A 17,042-nucleotide genomic window follows, 5' to 3' on the forward strand; every position below is an offset into this window, starting at 1 on the left:
GCGGGGCGGGGAGCGTGTTCAGTCGTCCAGGTGGGCGACGGCGATCAGGTTGTGGAAGTGGGCGATGCCGTGCTCGCTCACGCCGCTGCGCTGCGAATCGACCATGATCCGGCCCTGGCCGCGGTAGCCGCGGGACTTCAGGCCCTTCTGCACGCTCTCGACCAGGCGCAGGTCCTCGGGACGGAACACTTCGCGGTACCAGTCGATCAGCTTGTGCTGCTCCTCGCTGAGGTCCTTGTTGAGGAAGTAGATGTCGTAGTGCTGCAGGGTGGTTTCGGCATCGACCGGGAACTCGTAGATCACGGTCATGAAGTTGGCCCCTGGCGGTACGTTGAACATGGTGCACGGCCAGGCCCAGAAGCCGGCGAAGGACGGATCCTTGACCGTTTCATCGAACTTGAACGACTGCTCCGACGGCTTGGCCAGGCCGTACTGCAAGGTCCAGTTGCCGTGCAGGCTATGGCTGTACTGGCCGACGTCCACCGAGTCGGAGAAGCCGGGGTGGGCCGGGGCGCAGTGGTAGCACTCGAGGTAGTTGTCGACGATCGACTTCCAGTTGGCCGGGGTGTCGCTGACGAAGCGTGCGGCCAGGTGCAGGTCGTCGATCACCGCGCAGGCCTCGCGCATGCGTTTTTGCATGCCGGGCAGCTGGTCTTCGACGGAACCGGCGTCGTTGTCCATGTTGATGAAGATGAAGCCGGCGTACTCTTCGACGCGCAGCTGCACCAGGGTGGAGTTGTCCTTGTCGAAGTTGGCCACGTTCTCGCAGTTGCGCGCGTGGGCCAGTTCGCCGTCGAGCTTGAAGGTCCAGGCGTGGTACGGGCAGGTGATGACGTTCTTGGCCTTGCCGCTGCCTTCGAGCAGCTGGTGGCCGCGGTGCGGGCAGACGTTGTAGAACGCGCGCAGCACGTCGTCGCGGCCACGCACGACGATGATGCTTTCGCCGATCACCTGGCGGGTGATGTAGGCGTTTTTTTCGGCGACTTCGCTGCGGTGGCCGACGCAGATCCAGCTGCGGGCGAAGATCGCTTCCTTCTCGTGCTCGAAGACGGCGGCCTGGGTGTAGAACTTTGCCGGGAGGGTGAAGGCCTCTTCGGGGTTGGCGCAGAAGTCGGCGGGCAGGCGTTTGAAATCGTTCATGGCTCTATCTCGGTTCTTATTGGTTAACGCGTATCTGTTGGTTAACAAGTTGGGTAAATTTTTTTGTACTGCTGCGTGACGCTGCTTCCTGTAGGAGCGGCCTTGTGCCGCGAAAGGGCTGCGCAGCAGCCCCTGCAATTCCGGGGTAGACCCCAGATCCTGGGGGCCGCTTCGCGCCCCTTTCGCGGCACAAGGCCGCTCCTACATGGTCAGTGCACCGCCGCTGCGCTGCGCGGCGCCTGCTGCTGCGGCTCTTCGCCGGCCAGGCGGGTGGCCTCTTCCTCGATGCGGTACGCCGGCACCTGGCCGTAGTCGGCCGCCAGCCACTTGAAGAAGCCGTAGATCTTCACCAGCAGGATCACCATGAACGGGATCGCGGTGAGCACCACGGCGGTCTTCATGGTCGACAGCGAGGCCTTGGCGAACAGCATGGCCAGCGGCACCAGGGTCAGTACCACGCACCAGAACAGGCGCAGGGTCGGGCTCGGGTCCTCGCCCTCGCGCAGGTTGCGGGTGCTGGTGGCGGCCACGGCGTAGGCGGCGGCGTCCATGTGCGAGGCGCAGAATACCGCCATGATGAACAGGTACGCGGCGAGGAACAGCGTGCCCCATGGCAGGGCCAGCAAGAGATCGGTCACCGCCGCTTCGCCACCGAGGGTGCCGAGCAGCTTGGGCACGTCGATCTGGCCGTTGATGAACTGGTGCATGCTGTAGCTTTCCAGCGCGCCGAAGAAGAACCAGCAACCGAAGCTGCCGCCCAGCAGCAGGGCGAACACCACTTCCTTGATCAGCCGGCCACGCGAGACGCGGGCGACGAACATGGCCACGCCCGGGGCGTAGGACACCCACCACAGCCAGTAGAACACCGTCCAGTTGCGGGTGAAGGCGCCATCGCCGGCCGGGTCGGTGAACAGGCTCATCTGCACGTAATGTTGCAGCATCAGGCCGATGGAATTGGCGGTGTTGTTCAGGGTGAACTGGGTCGGGCCGACCAGCAGGACGATGGCGGCGAACACCAGGGCGCCGATGCAGACCATCTTCGACAGGCGCTGCAGGCCGCCGTCGATGCCGATGTACGAACTCAGCGAGAACAGCAGCGCCACCGCGCCGATCACCAGCAGTTGCACGGTGAAGGTGTTGGGGGTGCCGGCCAGGTCGGCAAGGCCACGGGTCAGGGTCGAGGCGGTGAGCGCCAGCGACACGGTCAGCGCGCCCATCATGGTCAGCAGGAAGATCAGGTCGACGGCGCGCCCGACGGGGCCGGTGGCCTTGAAGCCGGTGACCGCCTCGATGATCGAGGCCAGGTTCAGGCCGCTCTTCTTGCGCACATGGAAGTGATAGGCCATGGCCAAGGAGGCCAGGGCGTAGATCGACCAGGCGCTGATGCCCCAGTGGAAGAACGAGTAGCTAACGCTGTACTCCAGGGCCTTGGCCGACATTGGCGCGATGTTCAGGCCCGGGGTCTGGTAGTAGTAGGCCCATTCCATCACGCCCCAGTACAGGGTCGAGGAACCCATGCCGGCGCAGATGAACATGAACACCCAGGTGGTGGTGGAATACTCCGGCTTGCCGGCGCCCAGGCGGATGTTGCCGTACTTGCTGAAGGCCAGGTACAGCACGGCCAGGGAACTGCCGAACACCAGGACCTGGACGCTGGTGCCGAAGGTGCGGGTGGCCACCTCGAACAGCTGGTTGGCCAGGCTTTCGGCCTGGGCGGGGAAGGCAGCAAGGCCGATCACGGTGAGCAGCACGGCCAACAGGCTCACGGCGATCAGGAACACGTCGATCTTTTTGTTATTGGGGGACATCAATTGTCTCCTGGAGCATTTTTTTTGTAGTAGGCGTCAGGCGTTGGGGAAGTCCGTATCGAGGCTGGGTTTTCCTTTCTGTTAACTATTAGATAACAAGTATCTTTTGGTTTACAGATTCTGCATTGAATCGAAGTGGGTGGCAATAGGATCGTCGGACAATCCGGATGGTTGGTTTCACCCTTTTCGCGGGTAAACCCGCTCCCACAGGGTTTGCATCCATCCTGTGGGAGCGGGTTTACCCGCGAAGCAGGCGCCGCCGTCTCAGGCCCCGAGTAGCTCGGCAATGGCCTTGCCCACTTCCTGGGTCGAGCGGCTGCCGCCCATGTCGCGGGTGGTGTCGCCGTTGGCGATCACTGTCTCGATGGCCTTGAGGATGTCGTCATGGGCCGCCTGGTAGCGGGCGTCATTGTCGGCCTGGCCGAGGAACTCGAGCATCAGCGCGCCGGACCAGATCATCGCGATCGGGTTGGCAATGTTCTGGCCATGGATGTCCGGCGCCGAACCGTGCACCGGCTCGAACAGCGACGGGAACTTGCGCTCGGGGTTGAGGTTGGCCGACGGCGCGATGCCGATGGTGCCGGCGCAGGCCGGGCCGAGGTCGGAGAGGATGTCGCCGAACAGGTTGGAGGCCACCACCACGTCGAAGCGCTCCGGCTGCAGCACGAAACGGGCGCAGAGGATGTCGATGTGCTGCTTGTCCCAGCTGATCTCGGGGTAGTGGGCGGCCATGGCGGCGGTGCGCTCGTCCCAGTAGGGCATGCTCACGGCCATGCCGTTGGACTTGGTCGCCGAGGTGACGTGCTTGCGCTCGCGGGTCTGGGCCACGTCGAAGGCGTACTTGAGGATGCGGTCCACGCCACGGCGGGTGAACACCGACTCCTGCAGCACGAACTCGTTGTCGGTGCCTTCGAACATGCGCCCGCCCAGGGACGAATATTCACCCTCGGTGTTCTCGCGGATCACCACGAAGTCGATGTCGCCGGGCTGCTTGTTCGCCAGCGGGCAGGGCACGCCGGGGAACAGGCGCACCGGGCGGATGTTCACGTACTGGTCGAAATCGCGGCGGAACTTGAGCAAGGATCCCCACAGCGAGATATGGTCCGGGACCTTGTCCGGCCAGCCGACGGCGCCGAAGTACAGGGCGTCGAAGCCCTTGAGCTGGTCGAACCAGTCGTCGGGCATCATCTTGCCGTGGGCCAGGTAGTAGTCGCAGCTGGCCCACTCGAAGAACTCGAACTCAAGGTTCAGGCCGTGCTTGCGGGCGGCGGCCTCGACCACGCGCAGGCCTTCGGGGAGGACTTCGTTGCCGATGCCGTCACCGGGGATGGCGGCGATCTTGAAGGTCTTGGTCATGGGGCGCCTCTCGTGTTCAGGGAAGATGCGGCCATGCTATAAGGCTGTGCTTCGGAGATAATCCGGCAATCCATCAATTCTTGGTGCACGAATCGTGAATAATCTGCCGAACCTGGATGACCTCAATATCTTCCTGCAGGTGGCCCGTCGCGCCAGCTTTGCCGCGGTGGCCGACGAGCGCGGCATGTCGGCGGCGTTCGTCAGCAAGCGCATCCGCCTGCTGGAGGACAGCCTCGGCGTGCGCCTGCTGCACCGCACCACCCGGCGGGTGACGGTGAGCGAGGAGGGCGAGCGGGTGTACCAGTGGGCGCAGCAGATCTTCGAGACCCTGCAACGCATGGGCGACGACCTCAACGCCGGCCAGCGCGAGCCGGTCGGGCAATTGCGTATCGCCAGCAGCCTTGGCCTGGGCCGACGCTTCGTGGCGCCGGCGCTGTCGGAACTGGCGGCGCGCTATCCGCGCCTGGACATCCGCCTGGATGTGCACGACCGCCTGGTGGACTTGATCGCCGAAGGCGTCGACCTGGATATCCGCGTGGGTAACGTGATCGCCCCGCACCTGATCGCCAAGCCCCTGGCGCGCAACCGTCGGGTGTTGTGCGCGGCGCCTGCGTACCTGGCCGAGCATGGCACGCCGCGGGTGCTGGCGGACCTGGCCAGCCATGACTGCCTGGTGATCAAGGAGCGTGACCACCCGTTCGGGCTATGGCACCTGGAAGGGCCGCAGGGCGAGGAGAGCGTGCGGGTGACCGGCGGGCTGTCGAGCAACCATGGCGAGGTGGCGCACCAGTGGTGCCTGGACGGGCGTGGCATCCTGCTGCGCTCGTGGTGGGACGTGCACGACAGCATCGCCGAGGGGCGGCTGGTGCAGGTGCTGCCGGACTACCAGCAGGCGGCGGACATCTGGGCGGTGTACACCGCGCCCTTGGCCGGCTCGGCCAAGGTGCGGGTGGCGGTGGAGTTCTTTCGGCAGTACTTTACCGAGCGGTATCGGTTGCCTGATTGAAGGCAGGAGGCCGCATAGCGGCCCCGCCGACTTCAATGACTGAACGTACTCAGAGGTTCATTCATTTGGACGGACCATTGTTGAATCTGAAGCGGAACACATTACCGTTCATGGCACCGCCTGTCTGAGTCCTCTCGATAGTGGCTGGAATACCGTTGGGGGAATCGAAGTCGGCTATCCCGAATTTACCGTATAGCTGACCTTTGAAATTCAATGTCCGGCTACGGTCTTCGTTATAGAACGTCCAATAGCTAGTGGGGGGGCTGTCTGGTGAATACGAGAAGATTCGCGCTGAACGTGCCTTGCCGCCCGCGTCGTGAGGGCAGCCTACTTCTTCAGTGATCAGGTATTCGGCAAAGGAAGTGCTAAAGCCACACATCGGACTTTTGAAGTTTTTCTCAGCAAACAGCAGGACAGCATTACCTCCATGCAGGGCATCTACAACGGCGCCATTCAGTGCTCCGCCTTTCTGCTCACGAATGTAGCCTGCGGGTACATCTTTTGAGTCGTCAATATTCTTGACCTCGGCATAATCTGCACCTTCGGCGGTTCTCTTGTAGCACACATGACGTTCTCCTGGTCCGTCATAGAGGCAAAGGCGCTGTGCGATGCCGATATTGGTCAGCCAGAAGGACCGCACAGGTTGCTCATTGCACGCGCTGGAAATATTCACTGGTTGCCCGGAACGAATCTGAAGGTAGCATTCCTTTCCCTGGGAGTCCGTTTGTTCATATAACGACAGACTGAGTGCATTGAGCGGGCCGTAGAAACTGCTCACATACTCGGCCCTCTTGTCCTCAATGAACTGCGCCATGTCATGCAGCGCGTCCCCCATGGGCTTGCCCTGATATTCCACCCTGGGGTTGGAGAAGTTGGGCAGGGCGCCGTGGGCGGTGACCATCTGGGTATGGAACTCGGGGGCGGTCTCGCGTTTGTAGCCATGGTTGAGTGGATTGGTAGGCGCGGGGTCCCAGCCAACGGTGCCACCATAGTTCTGGCCAAGTACATGGGCCAGTGACGAAGGGCAACTGATGGCGCTGTACGCGGTCTCCTTGGTCGACCAGCTGTACGCGACCCCACAGGACTCGGTGAAGGTGCCATACAGCGAGACCAGGTGTGCGCCCAGCGCGCCGCGGTATTTCCAGACCATCTTGCCCAGCTCGCTGTCCTTGCTTTTCAGCTCGTTCAGGTCACTACCGTCGCCTTCGTAGTTGGAGTCGTAGATAGCGGCAAGGTCATAGATGACGTTCATCTTGCTGTTTGCAAAGTACTGGTTGGCATCCTGTAACGCACCAATCAGTTCCTCTTTGTAGTTTGGGTTGATCTTGCGCACAGGCTTGGTCGATACCAGCAGCACGCGAACGACGTAAAAGTCAGGACGTTTGGTCTTATCGGAGGGTGGGATCTTTTCGCTGGCCCCTGGGGGCGGCAACGGTTTGGATTCCGCCGGTAGTTTCGACTCATCCACCTTTATGAGTGCATGCTGGCCAGGGTTTATGTAGTCAAGGCGATAGAGCTGCCCATCGACCACCAGCCTGCCGACGACCTTGTCCTGCTGGCGTACAAGGGAAAGATAGTAGCGCGGATCGTAATCGATTTCGTTCTTCGATTGGCTGGCGTGTTTTTTCTTCCAGTCGGAGGCCTTGTAACCTACCCAACTGTCAAATCCGCTGGCCAGGGGCTTGGAGGGGCGCAAGTGGAACTCTACGGTTTTGCCATCAGGTGTCGAGACGGCGATAGCCTGAGTTTGTGGATTGACCAACTTCGCATCCACCTTGACCAGCTTGATCTCGACGTTGGCAGGTTCAGCCAACAACCTGGCCAGGTAACCTGTCGCGGTCTTCTTCAACTGGGCGGTATCCTGCCCGGTTTCTACAGTAAACAGTGGCGTGGCCGCTTGCGCGGAAATTACCGTGACCATCGCCAGTAATACCCCCGCCCACGCTGTTTTCCAATTGCGCACTTTCATCGGATTGCTCCTGTGGTTTAACCCTCGCCCACAGCAGAGCAGTTTGTGAAATACCAGTCACCTGGCAATAATGTCAGGTGACTGGCCGGGCCCTCAGTGGCTCATCACTTTCGCGGTGGCCTTGCGGCCGGATTCATAGACCTCGCGATCCATCGGCCGCGTCTGTGGGTTGCCCAGGTCTTCCATGGCCAGTCGATGGGTCTCCGGCGCCAGGTACGCGGCGAACGCGCACACGCAGGTGACCAGGAACGCCAGCCCGCCGACCACCAGCCAGATATGCTCCGAACCTGGTGGCGCCACAGCGGCGAACAGCGCCGGCAGCATGGCGGTGATCATGGTGCCGATGTTCTGCGCGATGGCCATGGCAGAGACGCGGTAGCGGGTGTGGAACAGCTCCGGGTAGAAGCTTGGGAACACCGCGTTGTAACCCTGGTAGACCATGCCCCACATGAGAATCGAAGCGGCGAAGGCCAGCGGCACGTTCTGGATGCTGATCGCATACAGGTAGGCGAAGGCCAGCAGGCCCGAGCCCAGGCAGCCGGCGATCATGGTCGGGCGACGGCCGATCCGGTCGGACAGGTTGCCGACGAAGGGGATCACCAGCACCGCGACGATGTTGCCCACCACCGGGATCCACAGGTACACGCTCTTGTCGAAGCCGATGCCGTAGGCCGGCTGCACCGCGTAGGCCGCGCCGAAGATGGTGGCGACCACCGGAATCACGTTCATCAGCGCCATGAACATCACCAGCACCATGTGCTTCCAGCTGTGGCGGAAGGCTTCGCCGATCGGCGACTTGGCGACCTTGTCCTGTTTCTCCTCCTGGACGAAAGCCGGGGTCTCGTGCACTTCATTGCGGATGATGAAACCGGCGATCAGCACTACCGCGCTCATCAGGAACGGGATGCGCCAGCCCCACTCGTTGAAGGCCTCGCTGGGCATGAAGTAGGCCAGCGGCAGGAACACCGCCGCCGCCATCACCTGGCCGGCCTGCACGCCTTGCAGGGTGTAGCTGGCGTAGTAGCCGCGGCGGCCGAACGGCGCGTGCTCCATGATCATCGAGCTGGCTCCGGAGATTTCGCCGGCCACGGCGAAGCCCTGGACCAGGCGCAGCACCACCAGCAGCGCCGGGGCCAGCAGGCCGATGTCGTGGTAGGTGGGCAGCAGGCCCACGGCCATGGTCGACAGGCCCATCAGGAACATGCACAGCAGCAGCACGTTCTTGCGCCCGCGAGTGTCGCCCCAGTGGCCGAGCACGCAGGCGCCGATCGGGCGCGCCAGGTAACCCACGCCGTAGGTGGCCAGCGAGGCGATGATGGCCATCTTCGGGTCGGTGGAGGGGAAGAAGATCTGCGGGAAGATCAGCGCCGCGGCCTGGGCATAGATGAAGAAGTCGTAGTACTCGAGGGCAGAGCCGATCCATCCGCTGGCGGTGGCTTTCTTGGCTTGGGAGCTTGAGCGGGCCATGTTGTCTCCGTTGTTCTTGTCAGGGGCCGGATGGTCAGCGCGCGCGGGGCACGGCAACGGGGCTGTAGGGAGAAGACGAACGCGGCGGCGCGGATCGCAGGGCGAACAAGGTATGCATAGGTCGGTACCCGTTTTCTTGAACTTATTATGTGGTGACGTTGGGCGTTGCAGCGCGGGGCCCGCCGAACGACCGGCGTGGCAGCGAGAAGGGCCGGCGGGGCCTGCGACTGGTATTCATGGTTGTTCACGGGGGTGGGTGAATCAATTCGCCGGAACGGGTTTTGTTCGGTAATCGAACGAAAACTAACTGTTTCGTACAAAGTGCGTTGCCGGGGCGACTTTACCTGCGAATAATCGATCGTGCCAGACAGATGCTGTCGGGACTGGCCCTTTCGCGGGGCAAGCCCGCTCCAACAGGGGACAACGCAACACCTGTGGGAGCGGGCTTGCCCCGCGAAAGGGCCTGACCTGCCCAGGCCTCCCTCAATAACAAGGAACACCCGCCATGCACCGTTCGATCGCCACCGTTTCCTTGAGCGGCACCCTGCCGGAAAAACTCGAAGCCATCGCCGCCGCGGGGTTCGACGGCGTCGAGATCTTCGAGAACGACCTGCTGTACTACGCCGGCAGCCCCCGCGAGATCCGCCAGCTGTGCGCGGACCTGGGGTTGGCGATCACCCTGTTCCAACCGTTTCGCGACTTTGAAGGCTGCCGCCGCGACCGCCTGCACAAGAACCTCGATCGCGCCGAGCGCAAGTTCGACCTGATGCAGGAGTTGGGCACCGACCTGGTGCTGGTGTGCAGCAACGTCCAGCCCGACGCCCTGGGCGATGAGCAACTGCTGGTGGACGACCTGCGCCTGCTTGCCGAACATGCCGGTGACCGCGGCCTGCGTATCGGCTACGAGGCCTTGGCCTGGGGCCGCCACGTCAACACCTGGCAGCAGGTGTGGAGCCTGGTGCGCCAGGCCGATCATCCGGCGCTGGGGGTGATCCTCGACAGCTTCCACACCTTGTCGATCAAGGGCGACCCCAGCGGTATCCGCGATATTCCCGGCGACAAGATCTTCTTCGTGCAGATGGCCGACGCACCGATCCTAGCCATGGATGTACTGGAGTGGAGTCGACATTTCCGCTGCTTCCCGGGGCAGGGCGAGATGGACCTGGCGGGTTTCCTCGCGCCGATTCTGGCCACCGGCTATCGCGGTCCGCTGTCGCTGGAGATCTTCAACGACGGTTTCCGTGCGGCACCGCCCCGGCAGAATGCCGCCGACGGCTTGCGTTCGCTGCTGTATCTGGAGGAGAAGACCCGCCTTCAGTTGGAGCGTGAGGCGCGGGCTGCCGAGCCTGGCGTGCTGTTCGCGCCGCCGCCCGCGAGCCGCTACGACGGCGTGGAGTTCCTTGAATTCGCCGTCGACGAGGCGGTAGGCGCGCGCCTGGGTGTGTGGCTCAAGCGCCTGGGCTTCGCCGAGGTCGGCGAACACCGCAGCAAGGCGGTGCGCCTGCTGCGCCAGGGCGATATCAATATCGTGCTCAACGCCGAGCCTTACTCGTTCGCCCACAACTTCTTCGAGGCCCATGGCCCGTCGTTGTGTGCCACGGCCCTGCGGGTGAACGACGGCCAGGCCGCGCTGCGGCGCGCCACCGCCTACCGTGGCCAGCCGTTCCGTGGCCTGGTCGGCCCCAATGAGCGCGAGATCCCGGCGGTGCGCGCCCCCGACGGCAGCCTGTTGTACCTGGTAGAGCCGGACAGCGATGGCCCGACACTCTACGACACCGACTTCCACCTGGACCGGAACGCCCGGGCCAGCGGCGGGCTCAAGCGCATCGACCACATGGCCCTGGCGCTGCCGGCCGAGGCGCTGGACAGTTGGGTGCTGTTCTACAAGAGTCTGTTCGATTTCACCGCCGACGACGAGGTGGTGCTGCCCGACCCCTATGGCCTGGTCAAGAGTCGTGCCCTGCGCAGTCAGTGCGGCAGCCTGCGCCTGCCGTTGAACATTTCGGAGAACCGCAACACCGCCATCGCCCATGCCCTGGACAGTTATCGCGGCTCGGGCGTGCACCATGTCGCCTTCGACTGCGACGATATCTTCCGTGAGGTGGCCAGGGCCAAGGAGGCCGGCGTGCCGTTGCTGGAGATCCCGCTGAACTACTACGACGACCTGGCGGCGCGCTTCGACTTCGATGACGAGTTCCTCAGCGAGCTGGCTTATTACAACGTGCTGTACGACCGCGATGCCCAGGGCGGCGAGCTGTTCCATGTGTACACCGAACCGTTCGAGGGGCGCTTCTTCTTCGAGATCCTGCAGCGCAAGGGCGGTTACGCCGGGTATGGCGCGGCCAATGTGGCGGTGCGCCTGGCGGCGATGGCCAAGGCGCGCAAGTCGGTGCTGTAGCTGTAGGAGCGGCCTTGTGCCGCGAATGGGCTGCGTAGCAGCCCCAGGATTTCAGCGTTCAAGCAAGGATCGCCGGGGCCGCTTTGCGGCCCTTTCGCGGCACAAGGCCGCTCCTACAGGGACCGCGCACTCTCGACCAACACCACGCTTCCCTGCACCGCCCGGCTCACGGATAATCGCCCGGATTCCTATAACGAGCCTGTGAGTCGGTATGAGTGATTCGGTAGCCAAGCCTGAAGTCGAAGGGCTGCGCAGATCGCGCAAGAACAACCCGGAAAAGACCCGCGAGAACATTCTCCAGGCCGCCATCACCGAGTTTGTCCAGCAGGGCCTGGCCGGCGCCCGGGTCGACGCCATCGCCGAGCGCACCGCCACCTCCAAGCGCATGATCTACTACTACTTCGGCAGCAAGGAGCAGCTCTACGTCGAATGCCTGGTCAAGCTCTACGGCGACATCCGCAAGACCGAGCACAGCCTGGACCTCGACTCGCTTGCGCCCGAGCAGGCGATCCAGCGCCTGGTGGAGTTCACCTTCGACCACCACGCCAACAACGTCGACTTCGTGCGCATCGTCTGCACCGAGAACATCCATTACGGCGAGTACGTCAAGCAGTCGCCGGTGATCCGCGAAATGAGCAGCATGGTGCTCGATGCGCTGGGCAAGATCCTCGCCCGTGGCGTGGAGCAGGGCGTGTTCCGCCCGGGGATCGAGGTGATCGACCTGCACATGCTGATGAGCTCTTTCTGCTTCTACCGGGTGTCGAACCGCCATACCTTCGGCGATATCTTCCAGATCGACCTGGCCGACGAACAGGTCAAGCAGCGTCACAAGCAGGTGATCTGCGAAGCGGTGATGCGCTACATCAAGGCCTGACGGGCGATCGCGGGCAAGTCGACAGACCCGCGATGGACCTCCTGGTGGTCAGAAGCTGGCGAAGTGCGCCTGCATGCGCTCGGCATCGGCAGGGCGTCCGCTGAACAGCTCGAAGGCCTTGACCGCCTGGAACACCGCCATGGTGCCGCCATCCAGGGTGCGGCAGCCCAAGGCGCGGGCATGGCGCAACAGCTCGGTCTGCAGGGGGAAGTAGATGATCTCCGCCACCCATAGTCGAGGGTGCAGCAGTGCGGGCGGCAACGGGGTGCCGGGTAGCTTGGCCATGCCCACGGGCGTGGTGTTGACCAGGCCATCGGCGTCGGCCACCGCGCCAGACAGGTCTTCGCCGAGCACGGCACGACCGGCGCCGAAACGCTCAGTGAGATTGTCCACCAGTGCCTGGGCACGGGCCCGGTCCACCTCGAACAGCTGCAAGCGCTCGACGCCTTCGGCCAGCAGCGCATGGGCCACTGCCGCGCCGGCGCCGCCAGCACCCATCTGTACGACGCGTTGCCGCGCGACCCCAGGCAGGCCGCGTCGCAAGCCCTCGGCGAAACCCAGGCAGTCGGTGTTGTGGCCCACCCGCCGGCCATCGCGCAGTACCACGGTGTTCACCGCGCCAATGCCACGGGCTTCGTCCGACAGCTCGTCGAGCAACGGCAGGATCGCCTGCTTGAACGGGAAGGTGATGTTGAGCCCGGTGAAGCCGGTGCGTTCGGCGGCATCGAGCAGCGCGGGCAGGGCGCTGTCGTCCAGGCCCAGCTGGTCGGCGTCGATCAGCCGGTACAGGTAGCGCAGCGCCTGGGCGTCGCCTTCATGCTCGTGCAGCGCCGGGGTGCGCGAGGCCTGGATGCCACGGCCGATGAGGCCGGCGAGGATACCCGCGCCGTTCATGCCGCGTGCTCGCGCAGGTATTTGCTGAAGTAGCCCAGGGCCATGCAATAGCCCTGGCTGCCGAGGCCGCAGATCACCCCCACGGCGATGCTGGAGACGAACGACAGATGGCGGAACGGCTCGCGCTTGTGCACGTTGGACAGGTGCACCTCGATCACCGGCAGTTCGCTGGCCACCAGGGCATCGCGGATGGCCACCGAGGTGTGGGTCCAGGCGGCGGGGTTGATCAGGATGCCGTGGCAGCGGCCACGGGCGGCATGGATCCAGTCGAGCAGCTCGCCTTCGTGGTTGGTCTGGCGAAACTCCAGTTCCAGGCCCAGCTCGGCGGCGCTGGCGGCGCACAGACGGGCCAGGTCGGCAAGGGTTTCGTGGCCGTACTGGGCGGGTTCGCGGGTGCCCAGCAGGTTGAGGTTGGGGCCGTTGAGCACGAGGATTCGGGGTGTCATGACGGGGCATCGCTTTGTTGTTTTTGGATGTCTCGATAATTGTACTATCTGGTTAGTTTGGTCAAATGATTGGCTGTACAAAGCGGGCGATTATCGGCTGCCTGTACCGGCCCTATCGCGGCACAAGGCCGCTCCTACAGGCGACCGCGCCCCCCCTGTAGGAGCGGCCTTGTGCCGCGAAAGGGCTGCAAAGCAGCCCCGGCAAGTCCAAGCCGGACGTCAATACCTTAAAAGTGCTGGGTTTAAAGGCGACAACAAGCATCCTGACCATGCCCGAGCAAATCAGTCGGCTAAGCTTGATCCCGCAGGCGCACGCAATGACCAACACGGGAGAGCACATGAACATCAGCAAAACGCCCAGGTGGGCAGTCGCGGCACTGGTCCTGGCCCTGGGCCTTCACGCCCACGCCGCCGAAGGCAAGCGGGTAGATGTGCTGCTGGTGGGCGGCGGCATCATGAGTTCCACGCTGGCGGTCTGGCTCAACGAGCTGGAGCCGGGCTGGTCGATGGAGATGGTCGAGCGCCTGGACAAGGTCGCCGAGGAAAGCTCCAACGGCTGGAACAACGCCGGCACCGGCCACTCGGCGCTGGCCGAACTCAACTACACCCCGGAGAAGGACGGCAAGATCGACATCAGCAAGGCGGTGGAGATCAACGAGTCGTTTCAGGTCACCCGCCAGTTCCTCGCCTGGCAAGTGAAGCAGGGGGTGCTGAAGAATCCGCGCTCGTTCATCAACACCACACCGCACATGAGCTTCGTCTGGGGCGACGACAACATCCGCTTCCTCAAGAAGCGCTACGAGGCGCTGCAGGCCAGCCCATTGTTCAAACCCATGCAGTATTCCGAGGACCATGCGCAGATCGCCAAGTGGGTGCCGCTGATGATGGAGGGGCGCGACCCGAACCAGAAGCTCGCCGTCACCTGGACGCCGATCGGCACCGACGTCAACTTCGGCGAGATCACCCGCCAGTACGTCGGCTACCTGCAGACCCGGCCCAACTTCGACCTCAAGCTGTCCAGCGAGGTGCAGGACATCACCCGCAACGACGACGGCAGTTGGCACGTCGAGTACAAGAACCTCAAGGACGGCAACACCTCGACCACCGACGCCAAATTCCTGTTCATCGGCGCCGGCGGCGCGGCACTGCCGTTGCTGCAGAAGTCCGGCATCGACGAGGCCAAGGACTATGCCGGCTTCCCGGTGGGCGGCTCGTTCCTGGTCACCGACAACCCGGCCATCGCCCAGCGCCACATGGCCAAGGCCTACGGCATCGCCGCCACCGGCGCGCCGCCGATGTCGGTGCCGCACCTGGACACCCGGGTGCTCGACGGCAAGCGCATGATCCTGTTCGGGCCGTTCGCCACCTTCTCCACCAAGTTCCTCAAGGAAGGTTCGCTGCTCGACCTGTTCGCCAGCATGTCGTTGCACAACACCTGGCCGATGGTGCGGGTCGGGGTGCGCGAGTTCGACCTGGTGCAGTACCTGATCGGCCAGCTGATGCAGTCCGACGATGACCGCTTCGCCGCGCTGCAGACCTACTTCCCCGAGGCGAAGAAGGCCGACTGGCGCCTGTGGCAGGCCGGCCAGCGGGTGCAGATCATCAAGAAGGACGAGAACCAGGGCGGGGTGCTGAAGCTGGGCACCGAAGTGGTGACATCCAAGGATGGCAGCATCGCCGGGCTGCTCGGTGCCTCGCCGGGCGCCTCGACCGCGCCGCCGATCATGCTCGACCTGCTGAACAAGGTGTTCAAGGACAAGGTGGCCACGCCCGAGTGGCAGGCGAAGATCAAGCAGATCATTCCGTCCTACGGCATCCGCCTGAACGAGCACCCGGACAAGGTCCAGCAAGAGTGGGCCTACACCAGCGAGATCCTGCAACTGGCGACGCCCAGCGAGGTTGCCGCGCCCTAAGTGATCGCTCCCGCAGCCGGGCGCTGCGGGAGCGGGTTCCCCCCAACATGAGCCACCGGCCACTGTGAAGTGGTCGCACTGGCAAAATCTTTTTTCTCACCTGCTACAAACTCCCGAGTGCCTGATCCGCCATCCTCCTGATCGATCCCTCCGGTACCGTTTGCCCTGTTCCCTGTCTGCCCAGCCGCGAGCACAAAAAACGCCCCCCGACACCCGAGCTTTTCCCCGCCGAACTCCCGATGTTTTTTCCTCTGCCTGTCACCACAAGCTGCGAATGTTGCCTCCGTGGACAGGCCGCCAGCCCCTCTGGATCAGGGTATGCAGCCTGTGGCCACAGCAATGCGCGACCCACTCAACGTACGAACACGACGATAGGAGATTGCTTCATGTTTAAGCGTACTGTGATCGCCGCCTCCCTGGTGGCTGCTACCCTGGCTTCGGCCCAATCCATGGCTGCTGTTGTCGGTGGCGGCGCCACCCTGCCTGAGCCGCTGTACAACGGCAACGCCACCTGGGAAGGCATCCTGCCAAGCGGCTTCAGCTACACCGGCGTGGGCAGCGGCGGTGGCAAGACCGCTTTCCTGACCAACGCCCCTGCGTCGATCAACCAGCCGGCCGGCACCAACGTCGACTTCGCCGGTTCCGACTCGGTGCTCAGCGCCAGCGAACTGTCGACCTACGACACCAACCGCGCCGCGACTTGGGGCAAACTGATCCAGATCCCGGCCGTCGGCACCACCGTCACCATCCCTTACCACCGCAATGGTGTCAGCGATCTGCAGGTCAACGCTTCGCAGCTGTGCGGCGTGTTCTCCGGCAGCATCTCCACCTGGGGCCAACTGCTCGGCACCGCCGACACCACCCCGATCAAGGTGATCTACCGCAACGGCAGCAGCGGCACCACCGAGCTGCTGGCGCGCTTCCTCAACGACAGCTGCCCGACCGCCTTCTCGGTCAGCAGCACCTTCACCAGCGCCAACGTCGGCACCGAGCCGAGCACCTGGCAGGGCGTGGCCGGCAGCGCTGACGTGATCAATGCGGTCAATGCCACCGACGGCGCCATCGGCTACGTCAGCCCTGACTTCGTCGATACCGCCAACAACGCCCAGGTGGCCCGTGTCAGCAAGCTGGCCAGCGGCACCGCCGTACTGCCGACCGTCGACAACGCCCAGGCCGCCCTGGCCAGCGCCACCGCCCCGACCGCCAACCGCGCCAACCCGGCCAGCTGGGCTGTCACCTTCGGCCGTGGCGCCAGCGACAAGCCGGTCCCAACCACTGGCTACCCGATCGTCGGCTACACCAACCTGCTGGTTGGCCAGTGCTACAAGGACGCCGCCGACGCCACCGCTGTTCGTGGCTTCCTCAACGACCTGTACAGCGGCAACCACGACCTGGCCATCGGTATCCACTCCTTCGTGCCGGTTCCGGTCGCCTTCGCCGATGAAATCAAGAAGGCCTTCCTGACCAACGCAGGCAACGAAGGCCTGGATATCGCCAACACCAACGTGTGCAACGGTATCGGTCGCTCGTAACAGGCAAAACCCCGGTGGCCCGCGTCCTCGGACGTGGGCATGGGCCCTGGCGGCACCCGTGGGTGACGCCGGGGCTTTTTTCATTTTGCGTCGACCTGGCAGCGCGAGCACCGGCATTGCGCCGGGTGCAGGCGTTCGCCATACCCCAGCCCCATGAACTTTGCATGACAAAGCTTCGGTCCCCCGGTCGCCGGAGCGCCTTATGGCAAAGCGGCATCACGACCGCCATCCCCTGATCT

General features: G+C 63.7%; 12 protein-coding genes. 5 read left to right on the forward strand and 7 right to left on the reverse strand.

From position 1 onward, the window contains the following. Nucleotides 1-18: 18 nt before the first annotated feature. The 3 genes from AC0MAZ_RS14090 to AC0MAZ_RS14100 all read right to left on the reverse strand — a co-directional run bounded on the left by AC0MAZ_RS14090 (nt 19) and on the right by AC0MAZ_RS14100 (nt 4,304). A complete protein-coding gene (locus AC0MAZ_RS14090) occupies nt 19-1,140 on the reverse strand; it encodes an aromatic ring-hydroxylating oxygenase subunit alpha (protein ID WP_050706148.1) in 1,122 nt (373 codons plus the stop codon). A gap of 209 nt (nt 1,141-1,349) precedes the next feature. Then, nucleotides 1,350-2,948 carry a BCCT family transporter gene (locus AC0MAZ_RS14095; protein WP_198744704.1) on the reverse strand — a complete coding sequence of 533 codons (1,599 nt, stop codon included), beginning with the start codon at nt 2,946-2,948 and terminating at the stop codon, nt 1,350-1,352. Between the two features lie 264 nt (nt 2,949-3,212). Continuing rightward, entirely contained in the window at nt 3,213-4,304 is a 1,092-nt protein-coding gene (locus AC0MAZ_RS14100) for a tartrate dehydrogenase (RefSeq protein WP_234562408.1), read from the reverse strand. Between the two features lie 94 nt (nt 4,305-4,398). On the opposite strand from AC0MAZ_RS14100, the gene AC0MAZ_RS14105 reads away from it, so the two are divergent. Beyond that, nucleotides 4,399-5,310, forward strand: a complete 912-nt coding sequence (locus AC0MAZ_RS14105) for a LysR substrate-binding domain-containing protein (protein WP_475858213.1) — start codon at nt 4,399-4,401, stop codon at nt 5,308-5,310. Nucleotides 5,311-5,371: 61 nt separating this feature from the next. On the opposite strand, the gene AC0MAZ_RS14110 is transcribed toward AC0MAZ_RS14105, so the two are convergent. Then, nucleotides 5,372-7,279, reverse strand: coding sequence for a hypothetical protein (locus AC0MAZ_RS14110; RefSeq protein ID WP_475858215.1), 1,908 nt, complete (start codon nt 7,277-7,279; stop codon nt 5,372-5,374). 93 nt (nt 7,280-7,372) lie between these two features. Further along, the gene (locus tag AC0MAZ_RS14115; RefSeq protein WP_475858217.1) at nt 7,373-8,746 is read right to left on the reverse strand and encodes an MFS transporter; all 1,374 of its coding nucleotides are present in this window, start codon (nt 8,744-8,746) and stop codon (nt 7,373-7,375) included. 505 nt (nt 8,747-9,251) lie between these two features. Here AC0MAZ_RS14115 and quiC point away from each other — a divergent pair. Together quiC and AC0MAZ_RS14125 are read left to right on the forward strand one after the other, a co-directional pair. Next, nucleotides 9,252-11,144 carry a 3-dehydroshikimate dehydratase QuiC gene (gene quiC / locus AC0MAZ_RS14120; RefSeq protein WP_475858219.1) on the forward strand — a complete coding sequence of 631 codons (1,893 nt, stop codon included), beginning with the start codon at nt 9,252-9,254 and terminating at the stop codon, nt 11,142-11,144. Between the two features lie 211 nt (nt 11,145-11,355). Continuing rightward, nucleotides 11,356-12,018, forward strand: coding sequence for a TetR/AcrR family transcriptional regulator (locus AC0MAZ_RS14125; protein ID WP_203647163.1), 663 nt, complete (start codon nt 11,356-11,358; stop codon nt 12,016-12,018). Nucleotides 12,019-12,066: 48 nt separating this feature from the next. Here AC0MAZ_RS14125 and AC0MAZ_RS14130 read toward each other — a convergent pair whose 3' ends face one another. Together AC0MAZ_RS14130 and aroQ are read right to left on the reverse strand one after the other, a co-directional pair. Beyond that, the gene (locus AC0MAZ_RS14130; protein ID WP_475858221.1) at nt 12,067-12,912 is read right to left on the reverse strand and encodes a shikimate dehydrogenase; all 846 of its coding nucleotides are present in this window, start codon (nt 12,910-12,912) and stop codon (nt 12,067-12,069) included. Next, nucleotides 12,909-13,358 carry a type II 3-dehydroquinate dehydratase gene (gene aroQ / locus AC0MAZ_RS14135; protein ID WP_232857433.1) on the reverse strand — a complete coding sequence of 150 codons (450 nt, stop codon included), beginning with the start codon at nt 13,356-13,358 and terminating at the stop codon, nt 12,909-12,911. The genes AC0MAZ_RS14130 and aroQ overlap by 4 nt, the downstream gene beginning before the upstream one ends. A 338-nt stretch (nt 13,359-13,696) precedes the next feature. Between aroQ and mqo the strand changes: the two genes are divergently transcribed. Together mqo and AC0MAZ_RS14145 are read left to right on the forward strand one after the other, a co-directional pair. Next, complete coding sequence (gene mqo / locus AC0MAZ_RS14140) at nt 13,697-15,271, forward strand: malate dehydrogenase (quinone) (protein WP_475858223.1); 1,575 nt, start codon at nt 13,697-13,699, stop codon at nt 15,269-15,271. A gap of 386 nt (nt 15,272-15,657) precedes the next feature. Beyond that, nucleotides 15,658-16,803, forward strand: coding sequence for a substrate-binding domain-containing protein (locus tag AC0MAZ_RS14145; protein WP_203647159.1), 1,146 nt, complete (start codon nt 15,658-15,660; stop codon nt 16,801-16,803). Nucleotides 16,804-17,042: the final 239 nt, after the last annotated feature.

The organism is Pseudomonas sp. A, from assembly GCF_056270345.1.